This window comes from Chryseobacterium sp. LJ668 (assembly GCF_019613955.1).
In the GTDB taxonomy this organism is placed as follows: Bacteria; Bacteroidota; Bacteroidia; order Flavobacteriales; family Weeksellaceae; genus Chryseobacterium.
Genome location: NZ_CP080443.1, coordinates 514,438 through 535,257 on the forward strand (window position 1 = coordinate 514,438; position 20,820 = coordinate 535,257).

19 protein-coding genes are annotated in these 20,820 nt (G+C 35.6%); 12 read left to right on the forward strand and 7 right to left on the reverse strand.

The genetic code is table 11. The features are described 5' to 3' along the window. Positions 1-102: 102 nt before the first annotated feature. The 6 genes from K0U91_RS02480 (at position 103) to K0U91_RS02505 (ending at position 6,596) form a co-directional block, all read left to right on the forward strand. The gene (locus K0U91_RS02480) at positions 103-1,290 is read left to right on the forward strand and encodes a homogentisate 1,2-dioxygenase (protein WP_220180466.1); all 1,188 of its coding nucleotides are present in this window, start codon (positions 103-105) and stop codon (positions 1,288-1,290) included. Positions 1,291-1,640: 350 nt separating this feature from the next. Then, entirely contained in the window at positions 1,641-2,420 is a 780-nt protein-coding gene (locus K0U91_RS02485; RefSeq protein WP_220180289.1) for a hypothetical protein, read from the forward strand. Between the two features lie 230 nt (positions 2,421-2,650). Beyond that, on the forward strand, positions 2,651-3,781 hold the full coding sequence (hppD, locus tag K0U91_RS02490) for a 4-hydroxyphenylpyruvate dioxygenase (RefSeq protein WP_220180290.1): 1,131 nt from the start codon (positions 2,651-2,653) through the stop codon (positions 3,779-3,781). A gap of 69 nt (positions 3,782-3,850) precedes the next feature. Then, positions 3,851-4,315 carry a hypothetical protein gene (locus K0U91_RS02495; RefSeq protein WP_220180291.1) on the forward strand — a complete coding sequence of 155 codons (465 nt, stop codon included), beginning with the start codon at positions 3,851-3,853 and terminating at the stop codon, positions 4,313-4,315. A gap of 50 nt (positions 4,316-4,365) precedes the next feature. Then, positions 4,366-5,613 (forward strand): fumarylacetoacetase, encoded by a 1,248-nt coding sequence (gene fahA / locus K0U91_RS02500; RefSeq protein ID WP_220180292.1) that lies wholly within the window; start codon positions 4,366-4,368, stop codon positions 5,611-5,613. Positions 5,614-5,774: 161 nt separating this feature from the next. Beyond that, positions 5,775-6,596 (forward strand): flavin reductase family protein, encoded by an 822-nt coding sequence (locus tag K0U91_RS02505; protein ID WP_220180293.1) that lies wholly within the window; start codon positions 5,775-5,777, stop codon positions 6,594-6,596. 108 nt (positions 6,597-6,704) lie between these two features. On the opposite strand, the gene K0U91_RS02510 is transcribed toward K0U91_RS02505, so the two are convergent. Next, the gene (locus K0U91_RS02510) at positions 6,705-7,553 is read right to left on the reverse strand and encodes an alpha/beta hydrolase family protein (RefSeq protein ID WP_220180294.1); all 849 of its coding nucleotides are present in this window, start codon (positions 7,551-7,553) and stop codon (positions 6,705-6,707) included. Between the two features lie 115 nt (positions 7,554-7,668). On the opposite strand from K0U91_RS02510, the gene K0U91_RS02515 reads away from it, so the two are divergent. The 3 genes from K0U91_RS02515 to K0U91_RS02525 are packed head-to-tail and all read left to right on the forward strand — an operon-like array spanning position 7,669 to position 9,828. Continuing rightward, entirely contained in the window at positions 7,669-8,442 is a 774-nt protein-coding gene (locus K0U91_RS02515; protein ID WP_219970922.1) for a HipA family kinase, read from the forward strand. Then, the gene (locus K0U91_RS02520; protein WP_219970875.1) at positions 8,429-8,812 is read left to right on the forward strand and encodes a DUF3037 domain-containing protein; all 384 of its coding nucleotides are present in this window, start codon (positions 8,429-8,431) and stop codon (positions 8,810-8,812) included. Before K0U91_RS02515 ends, K0U91_RS02520 begins: the two co-directional genes overlap by 14 nt. Positions 8,813-8,832: 20 nt before the next feature. Beyond that, positions 8,833-9,828, forward strand: a complete 996-nt coding sequence (locus tag K0U91_RS02525; protein ID WP_220180295.1) for an alpha/beta hydrolase — start codon at positions 8,833-8,835, stop codon at positions 9,826-9,828. Here the strand turns inward: K0U91_RS02525 and K0U91_RS02530 are convergent. The 4 genes from K0U91_RS02530 to K0U91_RS02545 form a co-directional block, all read right to left on the reverse strand. Continuing rightward, entirely contained in the window at positions 9,809-10,330 is a 522-nt protein-coding gene (locus K0U91_RS02530) for a hypothetical protein (RefSeq protein WP_220180296.1), read from the reverse strand. The genes K0U91_RS02525 and K0U91_RS02530 overlap by 20 nt on opposite strands. 20 nt (positions 10,331-10,350) lie before the next feature. Further along, entirely contained in the window at positions 10,351-12,681 is a 2,331-nt protein-coding gene (locus K0U91_RS02535) for an ATP-dependent helicase (protein ID WP_219970872.1), read from the reverse strand. A 160-nt stretch (positions 12,682-12,841) separates the two neighbouring features. Continuing rightward, entirely contained in the window at positions 12,842-13,210 is a 369-nt protein-coding gene (locus tag K0U91_RS02540; RefSeq protein ID WP_219970871.1) for a response regulator transcription factor, read from the reverse strand. Continuing rightward, positions 13,203-15,071 (reverse strand): PAS domain-containing sensor histidine kinase, encoded by a 1,869-nt coding sequence (locus K0U91_RS02545; RefSeq protein WP_220180297.1) that lies wholly within the window; start codon positions 15,069-15,071, stop codon positions 13,203-13,205. The genes K0U91_RS02540 and K0U91_RS02545 overlap by 8 nt, the downstream gene beginning before the upstream one ends. Before the next feature lie 161 nt (positions 15,072-15,232). On the opposite strand from K0U91_RS02545, the gene K0U91_RS02550 reads away from it, so the two are divergent. The 3 genes from K0U91_RS02550 (at position 15,233) to secG (ending at position 19,165) form a co-directional block, all read left to right on the forward strand. Further along, positions 15,233-16,546, forward strand: a complete 1,314-nt coding sequence (locus tag K0U91_RS02550) for a M16 family metallopeptidase (RefSeq protein ID WP_219970869.1) — start codon at positions 15,233-15,235, stop codon at positions 16,544-16,546. Positions 16,547-16,648: 102 nt separating this feature from the next. Next, positions 16,649-18,694 carry a M16 family metallopeptidase gene (locus K0U91_RS02555; RefSeq protein ID WP_219970868.1) on the forward strand — a complete coding sequence of 682 codons (2,046 nt, stop codon included), beginning with the start codon at positions 16,649-16,651 and terminating at the stop codon, positions 18,692-18,694. A gap of 123 nt (positions 18,695-18,817) precedes the next feature. Further along, positions 18,818-19,165 (forward strand): preprotein translocase subunit SecG, encoded by a 348-nt coding sequence (gene secG, locus K0U91_RS02560; RefSeq protein WP_220180298.1) that lies wholly within the window; start codon positions 18,818-18,820, stop codon positions 19,163-19,165. 53 nt (positions 19,166-19,218) lie between these two features. Here secG and K0U91_RS02565 read toward each other — a convergent pair whose 3' ends face one another. Both K0U91_RS02565 and recR read right to left on the reverse strand, forming a co-directional pair. Next, positions 19,219-20,058: a glycosyltransferase family 2 protein gene (locus K0U91_RS02565; protein ID WP_220180299.1), complete on the reverse strand. Its 840-nt coding sequence runs from the start codon at positions 20,056-20,058 to the stop codon at positions 19,219-19,221. A gap of 1 nt (position 20,059) precedes the next feature. Further along, a complete protein-coding gene (recR, locus tag K0U91_RS02570; protein ID WP_219970864.1) occupies positions 20,060-20,671 on the reverse strand; it encodes a recombination mediator RecR in 612 nt (203 codons plus the stop codon). Positions 20,672-20,820: the final 149 nt, after the last annotated feature.

Sequence of the window (20,820 nt, forward strand, 5' to 3'; positions counted from 1 at the left end):
AAACTAACAATAATTCTCGAAACAAAAAACTTTATGCCTAAACTCCTTGAAATTAATTCACCAAAAATTATTAAATTTGATGAAATTCCAGATAAAAGTAAAATGAGATATAATCAAGAAGGGAATATCCCTCAGAAACGACATACGGTTTTCAAATCTCCTGAAGATAAATTCTATTACGAACAGCTCTTTGGCACGGAAGGCTTTCACGGGATCTCTTCTTTGCTGTATCATGTTCACCGCCCGACTCAAATCAAATCAATCGGTGTTGCAAAAGACGTAACTCCAAAGATTGCCGTTGACAAAAACGTGACCCCAAGAATGTTTAAAGGAATGAATGTCACTCCTGAAGATGATTTTATGGACAGCCGAAAGTTTTTGATGGTCAATAATGACCTGAAAATGGGATTATCGAAGCCCAGAAAATCAATGGATTATTTCTATAAAAATGCAGAATGTGACGAGCTTCTATTTGTTCATGAAGGAACCGGAACTTTAAAAACATTTGTCGGAAATCTTGAGTTTTCTGTTGGAGATTATCTGATTATTCCGAGAGGAACAATCTATCAGGTGGAATTACAATCTGATAACACCATATTTTTTGTGGTAGAAAGCCACTCACCCATTTATACACCGAAGCGTTACAGAAACGAGTTCGGACAGCTTTTGGAGCATTCTCCGTTCTGTGAAAGAGACATTATTACACCAACCTTTGTACAGCCAAAAGACGAAAAAGGAGAATTTTTAATCAAAGTTAAAAAGGAAAATCTGATCACAGATTTCATCTACGCAACGCATCCATTTGATGTAGTGGGTTGGGACGGATATTTTTATCCTTTTAAATTTAATATTAAAAACTTCGAACCGATAACAGGAAGAATTCATCAGCCACCACCGGTGCACCAGACTTTCGAGGCGCACAATTTTGTAGTTTGCTCGTTCTGTGCAAGAATGTATGACTACCACCCGCTGGCAATACCGGCACCTTATAATCACTCAAATATTGACTCTGATGAAGTTTTGTTTTACACGGAAGGTGATTTTATGAGCCGGAATCATATCGATCTGATGGATTTTACGCTTCACCCGGGCGGAATCGTGCACGGTCCTCATCCCGGAGCGATGGAAAGAAGCATCGGCAAAAAATTTACTGAAGAATACGCGGTAATGGTTGATCCTTTCCGTCCTTTGAAAATCACTGAAGAAGCGATGAAAGTAGAAGACCCGTCTTATAAAACTTCATGGCTGGAAAGTGAGGATCATAGTATGGAAGACCGTTCTCAGGAGTAAGCATCTCTGATACAATAACTTATCTGCTATATATAATTAAAAGAACTGAATGACACACCTTTCAGTTCTTATTATATTAAAAATCAGACTTAATTTGTAAATGAATATGTATGACAGCAGATAACTGTTAAAACGGAAAATTTTATTCAATTGAAATTAGAAAAATCTTCGTTAATAGTCTAAGGAATAGGCTAGAAAGAGTGTCCAGTGAAAAATTTGAACGATAAAACACGCAATGAAGAATAAATTAAATTAAAAAACCGTATATTTAATAAAAATAAGAAACGCTTATCAAAATTAAAATCCTTTGGCAATCTTTTTGCTGAAATTTCATATTAAATACCACACATTTGAAGACCATATATAATTCGATAAAAGATGAAGTTACAAAACATCCAAAAATTCAGGATTCAGTTTTAGGAAATGTACAAGAATGGAAAAGAAGTCATTATATAATTCTTTCAGAAATCATTAAAGAAGAGCTGGCTTTATCAAACGAACTTAAAGATGATAAAAAATTTGAAATTGGGAACACTATTTCACATATCACCCTGCAGCGTTTTTTTGAAAATGATTACCAGGATAAAACCCACAATGATTTACGATTTCTCAAAACATTAGATAAAATATGTATATTTTTAGGATTCAAAGATCTTAATTCCTACATACACCATATTAAAAATTCAGTTGGAGATAGAGAACTGAATGACGACAATTTTTCGACTGATATCGTTTATAAATACTGTTCCACCGTTTTTGAATTATATAAAAATTTTCCCGCTTTAAAGCTGGAATTTTTTAAGGATCTCGTATTTGACAATTCTCCATTTCTCGAAAGAGCATCAGAATTTAGCCGTGAGCTCTGTGACAGACAGTTTGAGTTGGTTACAAAAAACAATCGCTCAAATTTTGAAGTATTTGACATTCATATCGTGACTGATGAACCTGAAAAAAAAATACTGGAAACACAGGAATTTTGGAATCTTTTGTTTAAAGTGGGAGAAACCGGTGAAGAACATTTTGTAAATCAGCTCAATACCCAAATTTATTTTATCCGCAAAATAGATAATGTGTGGAAAATTTGGGATAATTACAATCCGGATGCAGGAAGATTAAATAATAAAAAGTAAAAGCCGTAATTAATTACGGCTTTCCTCTAATTTGAATAATTTTTTTTCGACATCAAGTTTCTAGTACAAATGTATAAAATAAATCAAATAAACAATAGACTTAAATATACTTAAATAAACATTTATTTCTATTAGCAATAATGAAACCGATTGCGCAACAATAATGTTTTTAATTATTTACAAGAATTTTGTAATTTGCAAACTATTAAATAAAAGTAAAAATAGAAAATATGTCAACACTTACATTTGCCGAAAAAATTGCTCAGGCTGAGAATTTTTTGCCGATTAATGGTACAGATTACATTGAGTTTTATGTAGGGAACGCTAAGCAGGCCGCACATTATTATAAAACTGCATTCGGTTTTCAGTCGGTTGCCTACGCGGGCCCCGAAACCGGAGTGAGAGATCGTGCATCTTATGTGCTTCAACAAGGAAAAATCAGGTTAATCTTAACTACAGGCCTTAAATCTGATTCACCAGTCAGCGAACATGTACGAAAACACGGCGATGGAGTGAAAATTTTGGCACTTTGGGTAGATGACGCATATTCTGCATTTGAAGAAACTACTAAAAGAGGTGGGAAACCTTATTTAGAGCCAGTAACCCTGAATGATGAGCACGGTGAAGTAAAAATGTCCGGCATTTACACTTACGGAGAAACCGTTCATATGTTTATCGAAAGAAAAAATTATACAGGCCCGTTCATGCCTGGCTACCAGAAGTGGGAAAGCGATTACAAACCCGAAGAGGCAGGTTTATTATATGTGGACCATTGCGTAGGAAATGTTGGCTGGGACAGAATGATACCAACCGTTGAATGGTACGAAAAAGTAATGGGCTTTGTCAATATTCTTTCATTCGATGATAAGCAGATCAATACAGAATATTCTGCTTTGATGTCTAAAGTGATGTCAAATGGAAACGGTTTTGCAAAATTCCCGATCAATGAACCGGCTGAAGGAAAGAAAAAATCACAGGTAGAAGAGTATCTTGATTTCTACGAAGGTGAAGGGGTACAGCATATTGCCGTTGCTACAAAAGATATCATCCATACTGTTACCGAACTTAAAAAACGTGGTGTAGAATTCCTTTCTGCTCCACCGGAAGCATATTATAATATGGTTCCTGAAAGAGTGGGGCATATTGATGAAGATCTTAAAAAACTTCAGGATTTAGGAATTTTGATTGATCATGATGAGGAAGGTTATTTGTTGCAAATCTTTACAAAACCGGTAGAAGACCGCCCTACTCTTTTCTTTGAAATCATCGAAAGACATGGTGCACAAAGCTTCGGTGCCGGTAATTTTAAGGCACTTTTTGAAGCGTTAGAAAAAGAACAGGAAAAAAGAGGTAATCTATAATTATTCAACCAAATACAGAGTTTTGTCAGGATGCAGATCTTGACAAAACTTTTTTATAAACACAAGCTTATGAGAAAATTATTCATCTGTGCATTATTTTTTATCGGTATTTTACCGAAAGCACAAAATTATGCAGCAATAAACGGAATTATTGATCGCCTAGAAGAAAGAAAAGGTATTAACCAGCATCTTGAAAATGTAAGTATTGATAACAAGAAATTTGTTCTTGTAAAAGATTTTGAAGATCATACAGAGAGAAGTTTCATCATTTTGAAAGGAAAAGATGCAACGTATGTAGAAATGTTCGACGATAAGGCAACCGGGAAAAGTACTTCGAATGTGTTTTCGGGAGATATTATCCGGAAAAAGAACATTATTTCATTAAGAGCAGATAAACTTGAGAATAAAAAAATCCCGATTCCCGTTGCAAAGACACTACTCCTGACCAAACAGAAAGAAATTATTTACCTTATTGACATCAATTCCAGAGAGCGTTGGATTGATGAAGAATCTTATACCAAAAAAACCAAATAATCGCACTTTAAAAACTTACTTTTAAATTTTTTACATCAAACTATCCAATTATGAAATCATTTGTAGAATATAATTCAGATTCAGACTTTTCAATACACAATATTCCTTTTGGGGTAGCGGTGTTTAACAAAGAATTTATCGCCTGCTGTACAAGAATCGGTGATCGGGTGATTGATCTTGCCCTTTTGTACGATCTTTCATATTTTGAAGAAATCGAAGGATTAGACGAAAACGTTTTCGAAGCATATACTTTAAATGAGTTCATTGAGCTGGGGAAACCTGTTACCAATGCTATCCGTCTTAAAATTCAGGAATTATTACAAGAAGGTTCTATTTTAGATAAGGATGAGAAAACCATTGAAGATGCATTTTACGATTTAGATCAAGTAAAAATGATTATGCCTGTTCATATTCCGAACTATACAGATTTTTACAGCAGCATTGAGCATGCAACCAATGTTGGAAAGATGTTCCGAGATCCCTCAAACGCTTTGTTACCCAATTGGAAGCACCTTCCGGTAGGTTATCACGGAAGAGCATCTTCAATTGTGGTTTCAGGAACTGATATCAACCGTCCAAAAGGCCAGATGAAACCTGCAGATGCTGACAAACCTGTATTCGGACCTTGCAAACAGCTGGATTTTGAATTGGAAATGGCTTTCATTATCAATCAGAATACAGAAATGGGAGAAAGTGTTTCTACAAAAGATGCTGAAGACGCAATTTTCGGAATGGTGGTTTTCAATGATTGGTCAGCAAGAGACATTCAGTCTTGGGAATATGTTCCGTTGGGACCATTTTTGGGTAAGAATTTCGGTTCATCCATTTCGCCTTGGGTAGTTACTTTAGAAGCTTTAGAACCATTCAGAACCACTTCCCCATCGCAAGAGCCGGAAGTTTTGGATTATTTAAAATTTGAAGGAGATAAAAATTACGATATCAATCTTGAAGTTTATCTTCAGCCAGAAAACGGTGAAGAAAACCTGATCTCAGAAAGCAATTACAAATACATGTACTGGAATATGACTCAGCAATTGGCTCATCATACCATAAACGGCTGTAATCTGGAAGTTGGTGATCTATACGCAAGCGGTACGATCTCAGGGAGTGACCCAAAATCCTTTGGTTCAATGCTTGAACTTACCTGGAGAGGACAAAATCCTATCACACTCAACAACGGACAAGAAAGAAAATTTATTGAGGATAACGATACCGTGACCATGAAAGCATGGGCTGAAAAAGGCGGAATTAGAGTTGGTTTCGGTGAGGTTTCCGGTAAAATTATTCCGACTAAATAATTTAAATAAACATTCAGATGCTTCGACTTCGTTCAGCATGACATCGCTACAAACATACTGCTAATTACAGTTAATATGAGAAATGTCCTGCTGAGCTTGTCGAAGCATCTTTCTTTAAAATAATTTGAATACTTAAGTTAGTTAAGTGCTAAAACAAAAACATGAAAACAGTAATTCCATCCGAAATATCTCCCGTACAACTACAAACCATTATGCAGACTGCCGTTTCACCGCGTCCTATTGCATTGGCTTCGACCGTTGACAAAGAAGGCAAAAGTAATTTATCGCCGTTCAGTTTTTTTAATATGTTCAGCACGGTTCCTCCGATTTTGATTTTTTCGCCATCAAGAAGAGTCCGAGACAATACCACAAAACATACGTTGGAAAACGTTTTGGAAGTTCCTGAAGTTGTCATTGGTACGGTTAATTTCCCCATTGTACAGCAAATCTCGTTGGCTTCCACGGAGTATGGTGACGGCGTTAATGAATTTATCAAGTCCGGATTGACAATGAAAGATGCAGACTTGGTGCAGCCAAAATTAATTATAGAATGTCCTGTCAATTTTGAATGTCAGGTTTTAGAAGTAAAATCTTTGGGCGATCAGGGAGGTGCAGGAAATTTGGTGATTTGCGAAGTTAAAAAAATCCATATCAGAGAAGAATATCTGAACGAAGAGGGAAATCTAGATCAGGCAAAACTAGACATGGTTGCACGTTTAAGCGGAAACTGGTATTCGAGAAATAATGAAAACAATCTGTTTGAAGTTCCCAAACCTTTGGTTACAAAAGGAATCGGTTTTGATTTGCTACCAAATGCCATAAAATATAGCAAAGTCTTTACAGGAAACGATCTGGGAATGCTTGCCAATGTAGAAGTTTTACCTTCTGAAGATTGTTATTCCGATGAAAATATTCATCTGAAAGCTCAGAAATTATTATTGGAAAATAAGATTGATGAGGCTTGGAGGATTTTAGTTAAATGATTTACTATTCTTAAAAACTTTAGATTTATTATATTTAACCACCCCGTCAAAAATTCTTTCGAATTTTCGCCACCCCTCCATTGTAGGGAATTCTCGCACGTTTTTTTGTTATTCATTCACAATTTTATCATTGATAAATTGAATACATTTTTCAATAACCGTGTTTAGATCTTCGGGCAATTCAGTTTCTGTCCATGGTTCTGTTGCTCCGAATGTGTGGTTGCCGTTTTCGATTAAAAATAATTCTGAATTGGGATTTAAAATATGTAAATGTTCTGCATTTTTCACATCAACGCCTTCATCGGAAGTTCCATGAATTATCAAAACATGTGCTTTTGACATTTCCATTGATCTTTCTGCATCAAAACGGTGCTCGCTATTTTTAAAATCTTCAAAAAATTGGTAGTAATGTGGCATTTCCTGTTTTGTACGGGCATTTTCAATATAATAAACTCCTTTAGCTTCCCATTCTGCAAGACCTTCATCTTTGGGAAAACGCTCTAAACTGTCTACACTGGCCAATGTGACCAAAGCATTAATTCTCTCATCCTCACAGGTTTTTACAATAGAAATTCCACCGCCTCTGCTGTGGCCAATAAGAATTACTTTCTGATCATCAACTTGTGGATCCTTGCTAAAATGATCAATGACCACTCCTAAATCTGACAATTCTTTTGTATAGTTATTATTTCCGAAAGCCTCCAAATCATCAAACCCTATTGGATTGATCAGTGTTGTTCCGTTGTGTGAAAAATTAAATTTCACAAAGAAAAGTCCTGCTTCAGCAAATTTCTCAGCCATTAAATTCCAGGAACCCCAATCTTTATATCCTTTGTAACCGTGAACAAAAATCACCAATGGTAATTTCTTATCTGATTTTAAATAATAAGTGTCAGCAAGGAAATCTTTGGTTTCCGGATTTGAAAGTATGATATTTTCATTTTTAGTGATATCCATATTTTGTTTTTTAAATTTCGCAGATGTAATCTTAAAATTCTAAAGGAATAAATAATTTTCATTCTAAAATAGTGTAAATAGAATGAAACACAAAGTAAAATCTTATTTTTGCGTTATGTTGGATTTACGAACAGTTACAGTAATGCGTTATATTCTTCCGTTGCGGGAGGGCGGTTCGCTTCCTGCTTTGGCAGAAGCTGATGATGATTTTAAATATGTTTTAAAATTTCGTGGTGCAGGTCATGGAGTAAAAATGCTGATTTCTGAGCTTTTAGGTGGGAAAATCGCAGAAGCTTTAGGTTTACAGATTCCAGAACTGGTTTTTGCCAATCTTGATGTGGATTTTGGCAGAACAGAAGCTGATGAAGAAATTCAGGATCTACTGAAGCTTTCGGAGGGTTTAAATTTAGGATTACATTATCTTTCAGAATCGATTGCATTTGATTCAAATATTAAAGTTGAACCTCTTTTAGCTTCGAAAATTGTCTGGCTGGATGCTTTTATTACCAATATTGACCGTACTTTTAGGAATACCAATCTTCTGATGTGGCATAAAGAATTGTGGGTTATTGATAATGGTGCCTCATTTTATTTTCACCACTCTTGGCAAAATTTTGATGTTGCTGCGAAGACCCCGTTCAAATATGTAAAAGACCATGTTTTACTTCCGCAGGCCACAATGTTGGATGAAGCTGAAAAGTTTGCCCATGAAGTTTTAAATGATGAGGTTTTCAGAGAGATCGTCAATTTGATCCCGCAAGATTGGTTACATTGGAACGATGCTGAAGAAAGCCCGGACGAGATCCGTGAGGTGTATTTTAACTTTATGAAAACACGATTAGAAAATTCTCAAATCTTTGTAAACGAAGCCAAAAATGCAAGAGGATAAAATATACGAATACGCCGTAATTCGCCTGGTGCCAAAGGTTGAAAGAGAAGAATTTTTCAACATAGGGCTTATCATGTTTTCAAAAAAAGAAAAATTTATACGGGTGGAATTTTATCTTTGTCCAGATAAATTTAAGTTAATCAAAAGCAAACTCGATTATGATGATATCATTCATAATCTTGAAAGTTTTCAGAAAATTGCCAATGGTGCAAAAGACGGCGGGCCGGTTGCCGAGATGGAAATTCCGGAACGTTTCCGCTGGCTGACTGCTTTGAGAAGCGCAGTTGTACAAACCTCAAGACCTCATCCCGGAAAATCTAAAGACCTGGAAGAGACTTTTGGTAAACTTTTTGAGGAGTTAGTAAAATAACACCTATTCAAAAATATTTTATGAATTTAGCAACTAGCAATATAAATATCTACAGGTTTTTTCTAAACCTGTTTTTTATTTTCTTTATTTCAGCATCCCTATTTGCACAAACCGAAAAAAGCACCCTTCTTCAGGAAAAAACGGCTGTTTCTGAAAATATTACTTATAAGAAAGACGGTACGGGTAAAGATCTTCTCTTAGATATTTATAAACCCAGAAAATCTACCGGGAAAATACCGGTTGTCATTTTTTTGCATGGCGGAGCTTGGGCGCTCGGCGACAAAGTAATTGCTCCGGATAATTACATCGAACAAACCATTTTAAAACTTACTGAAAAAAATTATGCTGTTTTAAGTGTCAATTATCGTTTGGTAAGTGAGGACATCCACTTTCCGGGTCCGATAGAAGATTCAAAAGACGCAGTAAGATGGGTAAGAAAAAATGCAGAAAGATATGGTTTTGATTCAGAGAATATTGGCTTTTGGGGAGTTTCTGCAGGTGCACATCTTTCATTGCTTTCCGCATACACTTCGGATAATGAATTTGTTGGAGATCCAGAACTTGCTAAATATTCCGGCAAGGTCAATTATGTAGTTGATAATTTTGGACCTACAGATATCAACAGACTTCTTCATACCAGAGCGCCAAAACCTTTATTGTTTATTGTTGGTTTAATTGCCGAAAAAATCATTGATATCAGATCAAAAATCGCAAAAGGAATGACAGGATATGATATAAAAACAGACCGGAAAAAAGTGATAGAATTTTGTAAAACGATCTCTCCTATTAACTACACTCAAAATACCGTTCCTACCTTAATCCTGCATGGAAATAAAGACAAAGTAGCACCTATAAGACACTCTAAAAGACTTGTAAAAATGCTTAAAAAGGCTAATACAGAAAATGAATTAATCGTTGTAGAAAAAGGTGATCACGGTTTCAGAACTACTGATAAGATGTATCAAAATGAGTTGAATGATGCGATGGTAAATTTTATCATTGCTCATAAAAAATAAACGAATTGGGAGGCTTTATTACAGGAATTTTACTTTTAAATTCAAATTCTCGTTGAGTTTCTATAAGTTTTAAAGTTTTTTTTGTTTTATAAATCCAATCAGCAAAATTTACTAACGATTTTGGTAAATGGTGACTATGAACTTTTATATTCTTATGTAATCCGTCTTTTTTAATAAAAAAGCTAAAGTATTCACCATCTGAATATTTTTCAAAATATAGAGTATCGAAACTTTTAAAATTGGTATTATTAATAAAACTATCAAACTCCTTTTTTTGCTGCTTATTGAGTTGAGAAATATAATTTGTTTCGCTTAATGGATGTTTCGAATCATCTGATGACCAATTTTGCCTAATAAAAACAGAATCGTTATTAGGATTAAATTTTATAGAAAAATCTGTTTCAAAAGTATTGTCAAATGAAAAATCAAATTCATCATAATCTTGTTTTTTACAACTTACGAGTAAAAATAAGAGTGATAAAATAGAAATTATTTTTTTCATTACACTAAAATTATCTAAAACTATATCTTCGTCAATTTAGCATATTTTAAAATCAAATTCTTTTCACCTTCGTGCAGGAAAACCACTTTTGCTTTGATATTCTGAGGATCAGTTCCGTCTAAGAATTTAACTTCACCGATACCGAAACGATCATGTCTTACCTTGTCTCCCACCTCGATATCCTGCGAAGAAGCCCCGCTTGGATTGATAATTTTTGCGGTACTTACGGGTTTTAATTTTCTCGGCTCGGCAATGGGCTTCTCATTTTCAGATCTTGCAATGGTTTTCTTTTCCACTTTTTTGAAGCTCCTCATTTCGGAAGGATGTTCATCAAAAATATTGGAAGTAATCCCTGCATTATTGATAAATCGGCTCTCAATAGCGGGATTTAATAATTCTAAATATTGCTCATCAACTTCACTCAAAAATCTTGAAGGTTCGGCATCGGTAATTTTCCCCCATTGAAAGCGTGAAACTGCGTATGAGAAGAATGCCTGCTTTTCAGCTCGGGTTAACGCAACATAAAATAAACGTCTTTCTTCTTCCAAATCTTCACGGGTCGCAGAACTCATAAAACTCGGAAACAGGTTTTCTTCTAATCCCACCAAATGCACAACAGGAAATTCTAAACCCTTAGAAAGGTGGATCGTCATCAGAGAAACCATATCTTCTCCGTCATCCTTTCTTTGGGTATCGGCAGAAAGTGCAATATTTTCAAGGAAATTAGGCAAGCTAGGATCGCCGTCTTCTAACTGCATTTGTTCTTCAATAAAGCCCTGCATCGAGTTCATTAATTCCTGAACGTTTTCTACACGCGAAACTCCTTCCGGAGTCTGATCGTCTTTTAAAAATTTAATCAAACCGCTTCGCTTTGCCACTTCCATTGCAACGCTGTATGCTGTTTCTGTTTTAAGCAAGACCTGAAATGCTTTGATCATTGACCAAAAATCGCTCAGTTTGGTTAAAACTCCATTGTTGAATTTCAATTGCGGCGCATACATTCCTAAATTATCCAAAACTTTTGACACCGGAATGTTTTGTGAATCTGCAAAAACAATTAATTTATTTTGTGTCGTTTCACCAATTCCCCGGGTTGGATAGTTGATGATCCTCATTAACGCTTCAGAGTCATTTTCATTTACCAAAAGACGAAGATATGCAATAAGATCTTTCACCTCTTTTCTTTGATAAAATGACAGACCGCCGTAGACTTTGTACGGAATATTTTTTCTTCTCAAAGAGTCTTCAAATGCTCTGGTCTGGGAGTTGGTACGGTATAAAATAGCAAAATCGCTGAATTTTTTCTGCTCTCTGTTTCTCAGTTCCCAAATATTTCCGGCCACGAAATTGGCTTCATCGGCATCAGATAGCGAACGGTAAACTTTTATTTTTTCACCTTCTTCGTTCTCACTAAAGACATTTTTCTTAAACTGCTGAAGGTTTTTGGAAATTACCACATTGGCAGCATTCACGATATTCTGCGTAGAACGGTAATTTTGTTCGAGTGAAACCGTCATGGCATCAGGATAATCTTTTTTGAAATTTAAAATATTATAAATATTCGCACCACGGAAAGAGTAAATCGACTGTGCATCATCGCCTACTACGCAAATATTTTCAAATTTTGAAGCTAAGGCTTTCACAATTAAATATTGAGAATGATTGGTATCCTGGTACTCATCTACCAAAATATATCGGAATCTGTCCTGGTATTTTGCTAAAACTTCAGGAAATCTTGTCAGCAATTCGTTAGTTTTCAGCAACAAATCATCAAAATCCATTGAGCCGTTTTTGTAGCAGGCTTCTACATATTTTTCATAAATCTTCCCGATGAATTTCATGTTGGCTTTTTCGTCAGCTTCCATTAATTCAGGATTGTTGTAGTATGCTTTTACGGTAATCAGATTATTTTTATAATTGGAAATTCTTGCCTGTACTTTTTTAGGCTTATACAAATCGGCATCAATATTCATATCTTTCAGCACTTTCCTGATGACATTTAAGGAATCCTGCTGATCATAAATCGTAAAGTTAGAAGGATAACCGAGATAATGCGCTTCACTTCTGAGGATTCTTGCAAAAACTGAGTGAAAAGTTCCCATCCAAAGACTTCTTGCATTGCTTTGTCCGACTACTTTTGCGATACGTTCCTTCATCTCTTTTGCTGCTTTATTGGTAAAGGTCAACGCCAGAATATTGAAAGGATCGATACCATTGGTAATCAAATGCGCAATCCGCATGGTAAGTACACGCGTTTTACCGGAACCCGCTCCTGCAAGCACCATGAGAGGTCCTTGTAATGAGGTAACGGCTTCGAATTGTGGTTCGTTGAGTCCTTTCAGATAATCCATACTGCAAAAAATTTGGGAACACAAAAATAGTGTATTATAAGGAGAATTCAAATGACGAATTTACATCTTGAAATTTAGAATTTCTGAATAAGATATTAGAATTTAAAAAAAAATCAGCAAAAAATTCTGCTGATTGATGATCTATTGTAAGTTTTGAAATTTATTTGGCATACGTTTTCAGTCGATCAACCATATCACCCAGGTCAAAAGGTTTTGCAATAAAAGCATCTGCACCGGCATCTAACGCAGACTGCTCCAAACCGCGGCTTGCTGACATAATCAAAACCGGAATATCTTTAAGGTTTTCATCAGCTTTGATCTCTTTACAGATATCTCTGCCATCTTCGCCAGAAAGCCACATATCCATTAAAATCACATTGGGTTTTGAATCGGGATTCAAAGTCTTGAGCATGTCTGAACCTTTATAAAATTTCTCAATCTCAAACCCTTCAAAATCAAGCATCATTTCTATAGAATCAACGATTGCAGGACTGTCATCTACCACTAAAACTTTTGTCTGACTAGGCATTTTGTTGTACGTTTTTATTTTTTGGAATTTCGAAACAAAAATCAGACCCTTTTTCTTCTGCCGACAATACGTAAATGCGTCCACCAGACCTTTTGATGATTTCAGATGATATATACAAACCAAGACCCAAACCAGGAAATGTATGTTCCTTTGAGTCGCTCACTCTGTAATATTGTTCAAAAACCTTGGCTTGCTTGTCTTGAGGAATTCCTATTCCGAAATCTCTCACACTGAAGGAGACCACATTGCCTTTCAGTTCTGTGGATATCTCGACTTTGTCTGCATTTGGAGAGTATTTTGTAGCATTACTGATCAGATTACTCATGACCTGTGAAATACGGTGGCGGTCTGCATTAACCATTCCGACTGTGGATTGATTAAGAATTATTCTGTGCCTTGAAGTCATCTGCTGTTCGGCGACAATTTCTTCGGTGAGCAGATCAAAATCAAATTCCGTTTCATTAAGCTGAATTTTTCCGTTCTGAATTTTGGTAACGTCCAACAGATCGCTGATCAGACTCGTCAATAAGTCAATCTGACCATCCATTTTTGCAGCGACTTCGGCATTTTTTAAATCATTCTTTTTAACAAGATTTTTCTCTATAAACTGAGTGTAAATTTTTAAACTCGTCAAAGGTGTTTTCAGCTCGTGACTGGCAATTCCTAAGAAATTATCTTTCTGTGTCTGCAGCTGTTTAAAATCATCAATATCTGTAAAAGTACCTATCCATTGTTTTACACTTCCGTTTTCATCAAAAGCGGGAACTGCTCTTCCCAGAAACCATCTGTACACTTCAGGTTTCCCGGGATCAATGAATTGGTATTCCATTTCAAAAGGCTTTCCTTCTTTTACACTTTCTGCCCAAAGGATTTCTACATTCTCGTAAACACCCGGTTTCATCACTCTTTTAACGCCAGCTGCAGGATCTTCATCTTTTTCAAATCCTGTATATCTGTACCAGTTATCATTCATATAAGTGATTTTTCCGTCTTTATCTGATGTCCACACAAACTGTGGCATAGAATCGGCCAGATCTCTGAATTTCTCTTCTCTTTCTTGAATTTCTTTTCGTGCGGTAACTAAATCTGTAACATCAACCGCCATATTGTGAATAGCATAGACTTCACCGGCAGAATTTTTTAATGGCTTATATGAAAAATTAAAATAGTAGCTCTGAAGCTTACCATCAACCACCAAATCTACGCGGTCTTCAGTAGCGGTGTACGTCTTTCCTGTTTTAAAAATATCTTTTAGAATACCGATAAAAGGCTGTCCCTCAAGCTCAGGCAAAGCATCTTCGAGTTTTAATCCTATTACAGAAGCATCTTTCCCCCATGTTTTGAGCATAAGATCATTGGCGAGCTCAATATATAAATCGTCTGTGCGATAAATGGCAATAGAATAGTCTGATTTTTTTATCAGATCCTCAAATCTGTATTCACTTTCTTTCAGCTTTCTTTCAGAGATGACCTGATCGGTTACTTCTGTTGCAACTACGCTTACCCCAATAATTTTGTGGTCTTCATTAAAAACCGGAGCATAAATGAAATCGAAAAAATATTCTTTTAAGTTTCCTGATTTTTCCAGGAAAACAGGAAGTTTATTTCCGTTAAAAATTTCTCCTTTAATATAGACATTGTCAAAGATTTCTACGAAACCCTGAGATTTGATTTCCGGAAGCGCTTCAAATAGAGGCTGACCAACCACAGAAGCATCTTTTCCCCATAATTCAAGCATCATTGGATTGGCATTGTGTATAATAAGATCATCACCAACCAGCAGACACATCGCGACCGGAGCCTGGCTGAATAATGTAATCAATGAATCCGGTGAAACATTCTTTTCTAAAAAACTTTTCATGAAAATCGATGGAATTGAGTTTTTAAATTTAGTTCTTAAAATGTGAGAACTTTATGATTGAAATCAAATTCAGATTCCAACTTTTAAAACTACAAAATTTTCTTAAAAATTTGTAACAATTAATGTATTTTTGGTACTCATTGACAAAACAATTTCTATTTATGAAAAAACGACTTCTTAGCGTTGCAGCTGCTGCTTTTTTTGGAGTAATGCTGAATGCACAACAAATCAAATTCGAAGAATATGATTTACCAAACGGTTTACACGTAATTCTTCATCAGGATAATTCAGCACCGGTAGTAACTACAGGTGTGATGTATCATGTAGGTGCAAAAGATGAAGTGATAGGAAGAACAGGTTTTGCTCACTTTTTTGAGCACCTATTATTTGAAGGAACTCCTAATATCAAAAGAGGAGAATGGTTTAAAATCGTTTCTTCAAACGGTGGACAAAACAATGCAAATACTACCAACGACAGAACGTATTATTACGAAACTTTCCCGTCAAATAACGAGCAATTGGGTCTTTGGATGGAAGCTGAAAGATTACGTCATGCAGAAATCAACCAGATTGGTGTAGATACACAAAGAGAAGTAGTAAAAGAAGAAAAGAGACTGCGAATGGATAATCAGCCTTATGGAAATCTTTTCACAACAGTACAAAAAAATCTTTTCACCAATCACCCTTACAACTGGCCGACTATCGGTTCTATGGAAGATTTGAATGGAGCAAAACTGGAAGAATTCAAAGCTTTTTATAAAAAATATTACGTTCCGAACAACGCAACTTTGGTTGTAGCAGGAGACATCAAACCTGAACAGACCAAAAAATGGATTCAGGAATACTACGGTGGAATTCCTAAAGGAACTGTTTATCCTAAAAACTTCCCGAAAGATACTCCTATCACTCAGGAAAAAGAAGTAACAGCAACTGATCCGAATATCCAGCTTCCTGCTTATGTTTTCGCATACAGAACTCCAGCGAACAAAGAAAAAGATGCTTATATACTAGATATGCTTTCTTCTTACCTGAGCAGCGGAAAATCTTCAGTTTTATACAAAAAATTAGTAGATCAGGAGAAAAAAGCGCTTCAGGTACAGGCTTTCAACCAAGGCCTTGAAGATTACGGTATTTTTGCATTCTTTGCAATCCCGATGGGAGCTACTACGAAGCAGACTTTACAGGCGGACATTGATGCTGAAATCAAAAAGCTTCAGACCACATTGATTTCTCAGGAAGATTACCAAAAACTTCAGAATCAGTTTGAGAATCAGTTTGTAAATGCTAACTCAAGCATTCAGGGAATTGCAGCTTCATTGGCTACAAACCACGTATTGATGGGAGATACAAATTTGATCAATAAAGAAATCGACATTTACAGATCTATTACTAAACAAGATCTTCAGAATGCTGCTAAAAAGTATCTTAATCCTAACCAAAGAGTAATCATTAATTACGTACCTGAAAAAAAGTAATCATTAAATAGATTCAAGATATTAGATTTCAGACAAATGACTTCTTTAATCTTAATACAATGATCGATTTAAATAAGGATTATTAAAATTAAATTTTTACAAATGAAAAAGCAATTAACATATATAGCCGTAGCATTTTTATTTACAGGAATGCTTTCTGCGCAAAAAATTGACCTTAATGCAATGCCAAAACCGGGACCCACTCCTGCGATCAACATTGCCCAGCCAAAAACTTTTCAGTTAAAAAACGGTTTAACTGTAATGGTCGTTGAAAACAATAAATTGCCAAGAGTCAACATGAGCCTTTCTATGGACAGACAACCTTATTTTGAGGGTGATGTTGCAGGAGTAAGCGAAATCATGGCCGATCAGCTTGGTAACGGAACAACGACTTTAAGCAAAGACGAATTCAACAAAAAAATAGACTTTTTGGGGGCCAACTTAGGTTTCTCTTCTGCAGGAGCTTCTTCTAATTCGCTTTCAAAGTATTTTCCTGAGGTTTTAGGTTTAATGTCGGATGCGATCATCAATCCTAAATTTTCTGCTGACGAAATTCAAAAATCTAAAGACAGAGCTATTGAAGGAATCAAAAGTGAAGAAAAAAATGCTTCATCAATCGCTTCAAGAGTTTCGAACGCTTTGATCTACGGAAAAAATACTTCAAGAGGAGAATTTGAAACGGTAGAATCTGTAAGCAAAATCCAATTAGCTGACGTACAGAACGTTTACAAAAAATATTACGCTCCGGATAACGCTTATCTGGTAATCGTAGGTGATGTAAAGTTTGACAAGGTAAAACCTTTGGTAGAAAAAGCATTCAGCAACTGGAAAAAAGCCAACACTACTTTTGCTCCAATGGAACCGGCTTCTAATGTTGCAAAAACAGAGATCAACGTAGTAGATGTTCCTTCTGCCGTGCAGTCTGTAGTTTCTGTAGGAAATATCAACACGCTGAAAATGAAAGATCCTAATTATTTTCCTGCTACAATTGCCAACTACATCTTAGGTGGCGGTGGTGAAGCAAGACTTTTCATGAATCTTCGTGAGAAAAACGGCTTTACTTACGGTGCTTACTCAAGCATGAATGCGAGCAAATATTCTCCTGATTTCTCAGCTGAAGCAAGCGTTAGAAATGAAGTTACTGATAAAGCAGTAAAAGAATTCATGAATGAAATCAACGGGATTTCTACAGTGAAAGCAGACGAATTGGCAAATGCAAAAGCTAAGTTGAAAGGAAGCTTCATCATGTCACTAGAGCAGCCTGCAACAATCGCAAGATTTGCAGTAAGCCAGAAAGTAAATGATCTTCCTGCCGATTTTTATACGAATTATTTAAAATCAATTGATAAAGTAACTGCAGCGGATGTTTCAAATGCTGTAAAAGCTACAGTTTTACCAAACCAAAGCAGAATCTTCATCGCAGGTAAAGCGTCTGATATCTCTGAAGGTTTAGAAAAATTGGGGTACCCTGTAAAATATTATGATGCCAATGCAAATCCGGTTGCAAAACCTTCTACTCAAAAAGTTGATGCAAGCGTAACCGTTGCTTCGGTTGTAGATAAATATATTACTGCAATCGGCGGGCAAGCAAATCTTGCAAAAGTTTCTTCTTATACAATGAATGCTTCTATGTCTATGCAAGGTCAGACTATAGATATCAAAGCAATCAAAGCACAAGGAGGAAAAGAGCTTCAATTAGTTACTATGGGAGCAATGACTCTTCAGAAGCAGGTTTTTGACGGAAAAACAGGATTTTCTGAGCAACAAGGTCAGAAAGTAGCAATGACAAAAGAAGAAATCGCAGACAATCTGAAAAATACTGAACTTTTCGAAGAATTAGGTTTTGCTAAATCTGCAGATTATAAATTGGCAGGAATTGAAAAAATTAACGGAGAAGATTCTTATGCAATCAAGGCGGGCGATGAGACTCATTATTATAGCGTAAAAACCGGTTTGAAAACAGGTAAAACTGAAGTACAAAAGGCCCAGGGACAGACATTCACAGTTCCTACAACGTATTCAAACTATAAAGATGTGGCAGGTGTGAAGATGCCTTATACCATTACGATGAGCCAGATGGGGATGGATATGACGATGAATGTAAAATCTTACGAGGTTAATCAGGCTAAAGACACTGATTTCAAATAAGAACTCAACATAGCATAAAAAAAGCGGTGACAATTGTTGCCGCTTTTTCTTTTTAGTGAAATCTTATTTTGCGGTTCTGCAAAAAAACATTAAATTTGCCCATTCAAAAAGATATTAGAATTAATGGATACTATATTTACACTATTGATGGTTCTTATTATGATTGCCAGCATTTTATTGGTAATCGTTGTTATGGCTCAAAATCCTAAAGGAGGCGGCCTTTCAAGTACATTCGGAGGTGCGTCTTCTGCACAGTTCGGAGTGCAGAGAACCAACGACTTCATGGAAAAATCTACATGGACTTTGGGAGCGACAATTATCGTTCTGATTTTAATCAGCGTAGTGGTAACAGGGAAACCTAAACAAACTGCACCGGGAATTCCACCAATGCCAAAAACTGAAGCTCCTGCTAATCAAACAGCTCCTGCTTCTAAAACTACAGCTCCGGTAAATGTTCCGGCTACTAAATAAGAAATTATTTTCAAGATAAATAAAAAAGCAACTTAATGAATTGAGTTGCTTTTTTATTTGAGTTTAATAAGCTCTATCTTGTGTCTTAATTTTAAACCGGCCTTAAGAAATGAATATTGTAGAGGTTTACTCTTGCGGTAGTATTTATCAATGAAAATCTGCATTGCTCCGTAAAATCTTTCGAGATAAATTTTATCTTTTATTGTGCTTTCGCCTTTATGATGAAGGATTGACGCTTTTCCATAATAATAATTCTGATAACCGCTTTTCAATAAAGTATAGCACAGATCAATGTCTTCACCGTACATAAAGTATTTTTCATCAAAACCGCCAACTTTTTGATAAACTTCTCTTTTAACAAGGAAAAATGCACCGGTAATCACTTCTATTTCTGCAATTTCAAATTCTTCAACATCATTTCGGTAATATGATTTTGAATTTTTCTTTTTGAAATTTGTAAACAGCTTTTCGAAAGAATTGAAAGTATCCGGAACAGAACGTTTGCTTTCCGGTAGAAAATTTCCGTTAGCATCATGCATCCTTACGCCTAAACAGCCAAAATTGGTTTTAGAATCGGCAAAATTCAAAATTTGATTTAAATAAAAACCTTCCAATTCGGTATCCGGATTTAAAATTAAAAGATATTCACCATTAGCTGTATCAATCGCTTTATTATTTGCTATCGCAAAACCTTCATTTTTTTCGGATGAAATAAATTTCACTTCCGAAAATTCTGAGATAAGCTCGCCCCACGAACTGTCGGTAGATTTGTTATCAATTACAATGATTTCGTAGTCGATTTCTTCGGCATATCTGTGAATGGACTGGAGACATTTTCTCAAAAGCTGAGTCACATTATAATTAACGATAACGATTGAAAGTTTTTGAGTCATTTTAATCTTTTTCGTTATATGGAAGCCTGTTGGTGATCGATCTTCCCAAGGAAATTTCGTCAGCATATTCTAATTCATCACCTACCGAGATTCCCCGTGCAATACTTGAAAACTGAATGCCCGAATTTTTGAATTTTTTATAAATATAATAAGCGGTGGTATCACCTTCCATCGTAGCACTCAAGGCAAAAATAAATTCTTTTGCGTGGCCGTGCTGCAGTTTTTTTTCAATACTTGGAATATTCAGCTGATGAGGTCCCACACCTTCCATCGGAGAAATTTTTCCTCCTAAAATCAAATATTTTCCTCTATATTTTCCGGTATTTTCTATAGCAATGACGTCACGCACATCTTCAACAATGCAAATCAGCTCATCACTGCGTTTATCGTTGCTGCAGATTTCGCAGATATCAAAATCTGAAAAATTATGACATTCTTTGCAATATTTGATTTCATTGACCAGATTGATAATAGAATTTCCCAAACCTGTCGCCCTGGAATTAGGCTGTTTAAGTAAATGAAGCGCAAGACGCAATGCCGTTTTCCTGCCAATTCCCGGAAGTCCGGAAATTTCCTCAACTGCTTTTGCCAATACCTTACTTGGATAATCCATAGAGCAAAAATAAGAATTATAGTTGAGAATTTTAAGATTGTAATCCGGAGAAGCATCACATTCTGATTATAAAAATTCTCTTTTTAAATGTTTTAATCTTTAAATTATTTAAAACCATTATCTTTGATCATCAAAATATTAAACAGAAA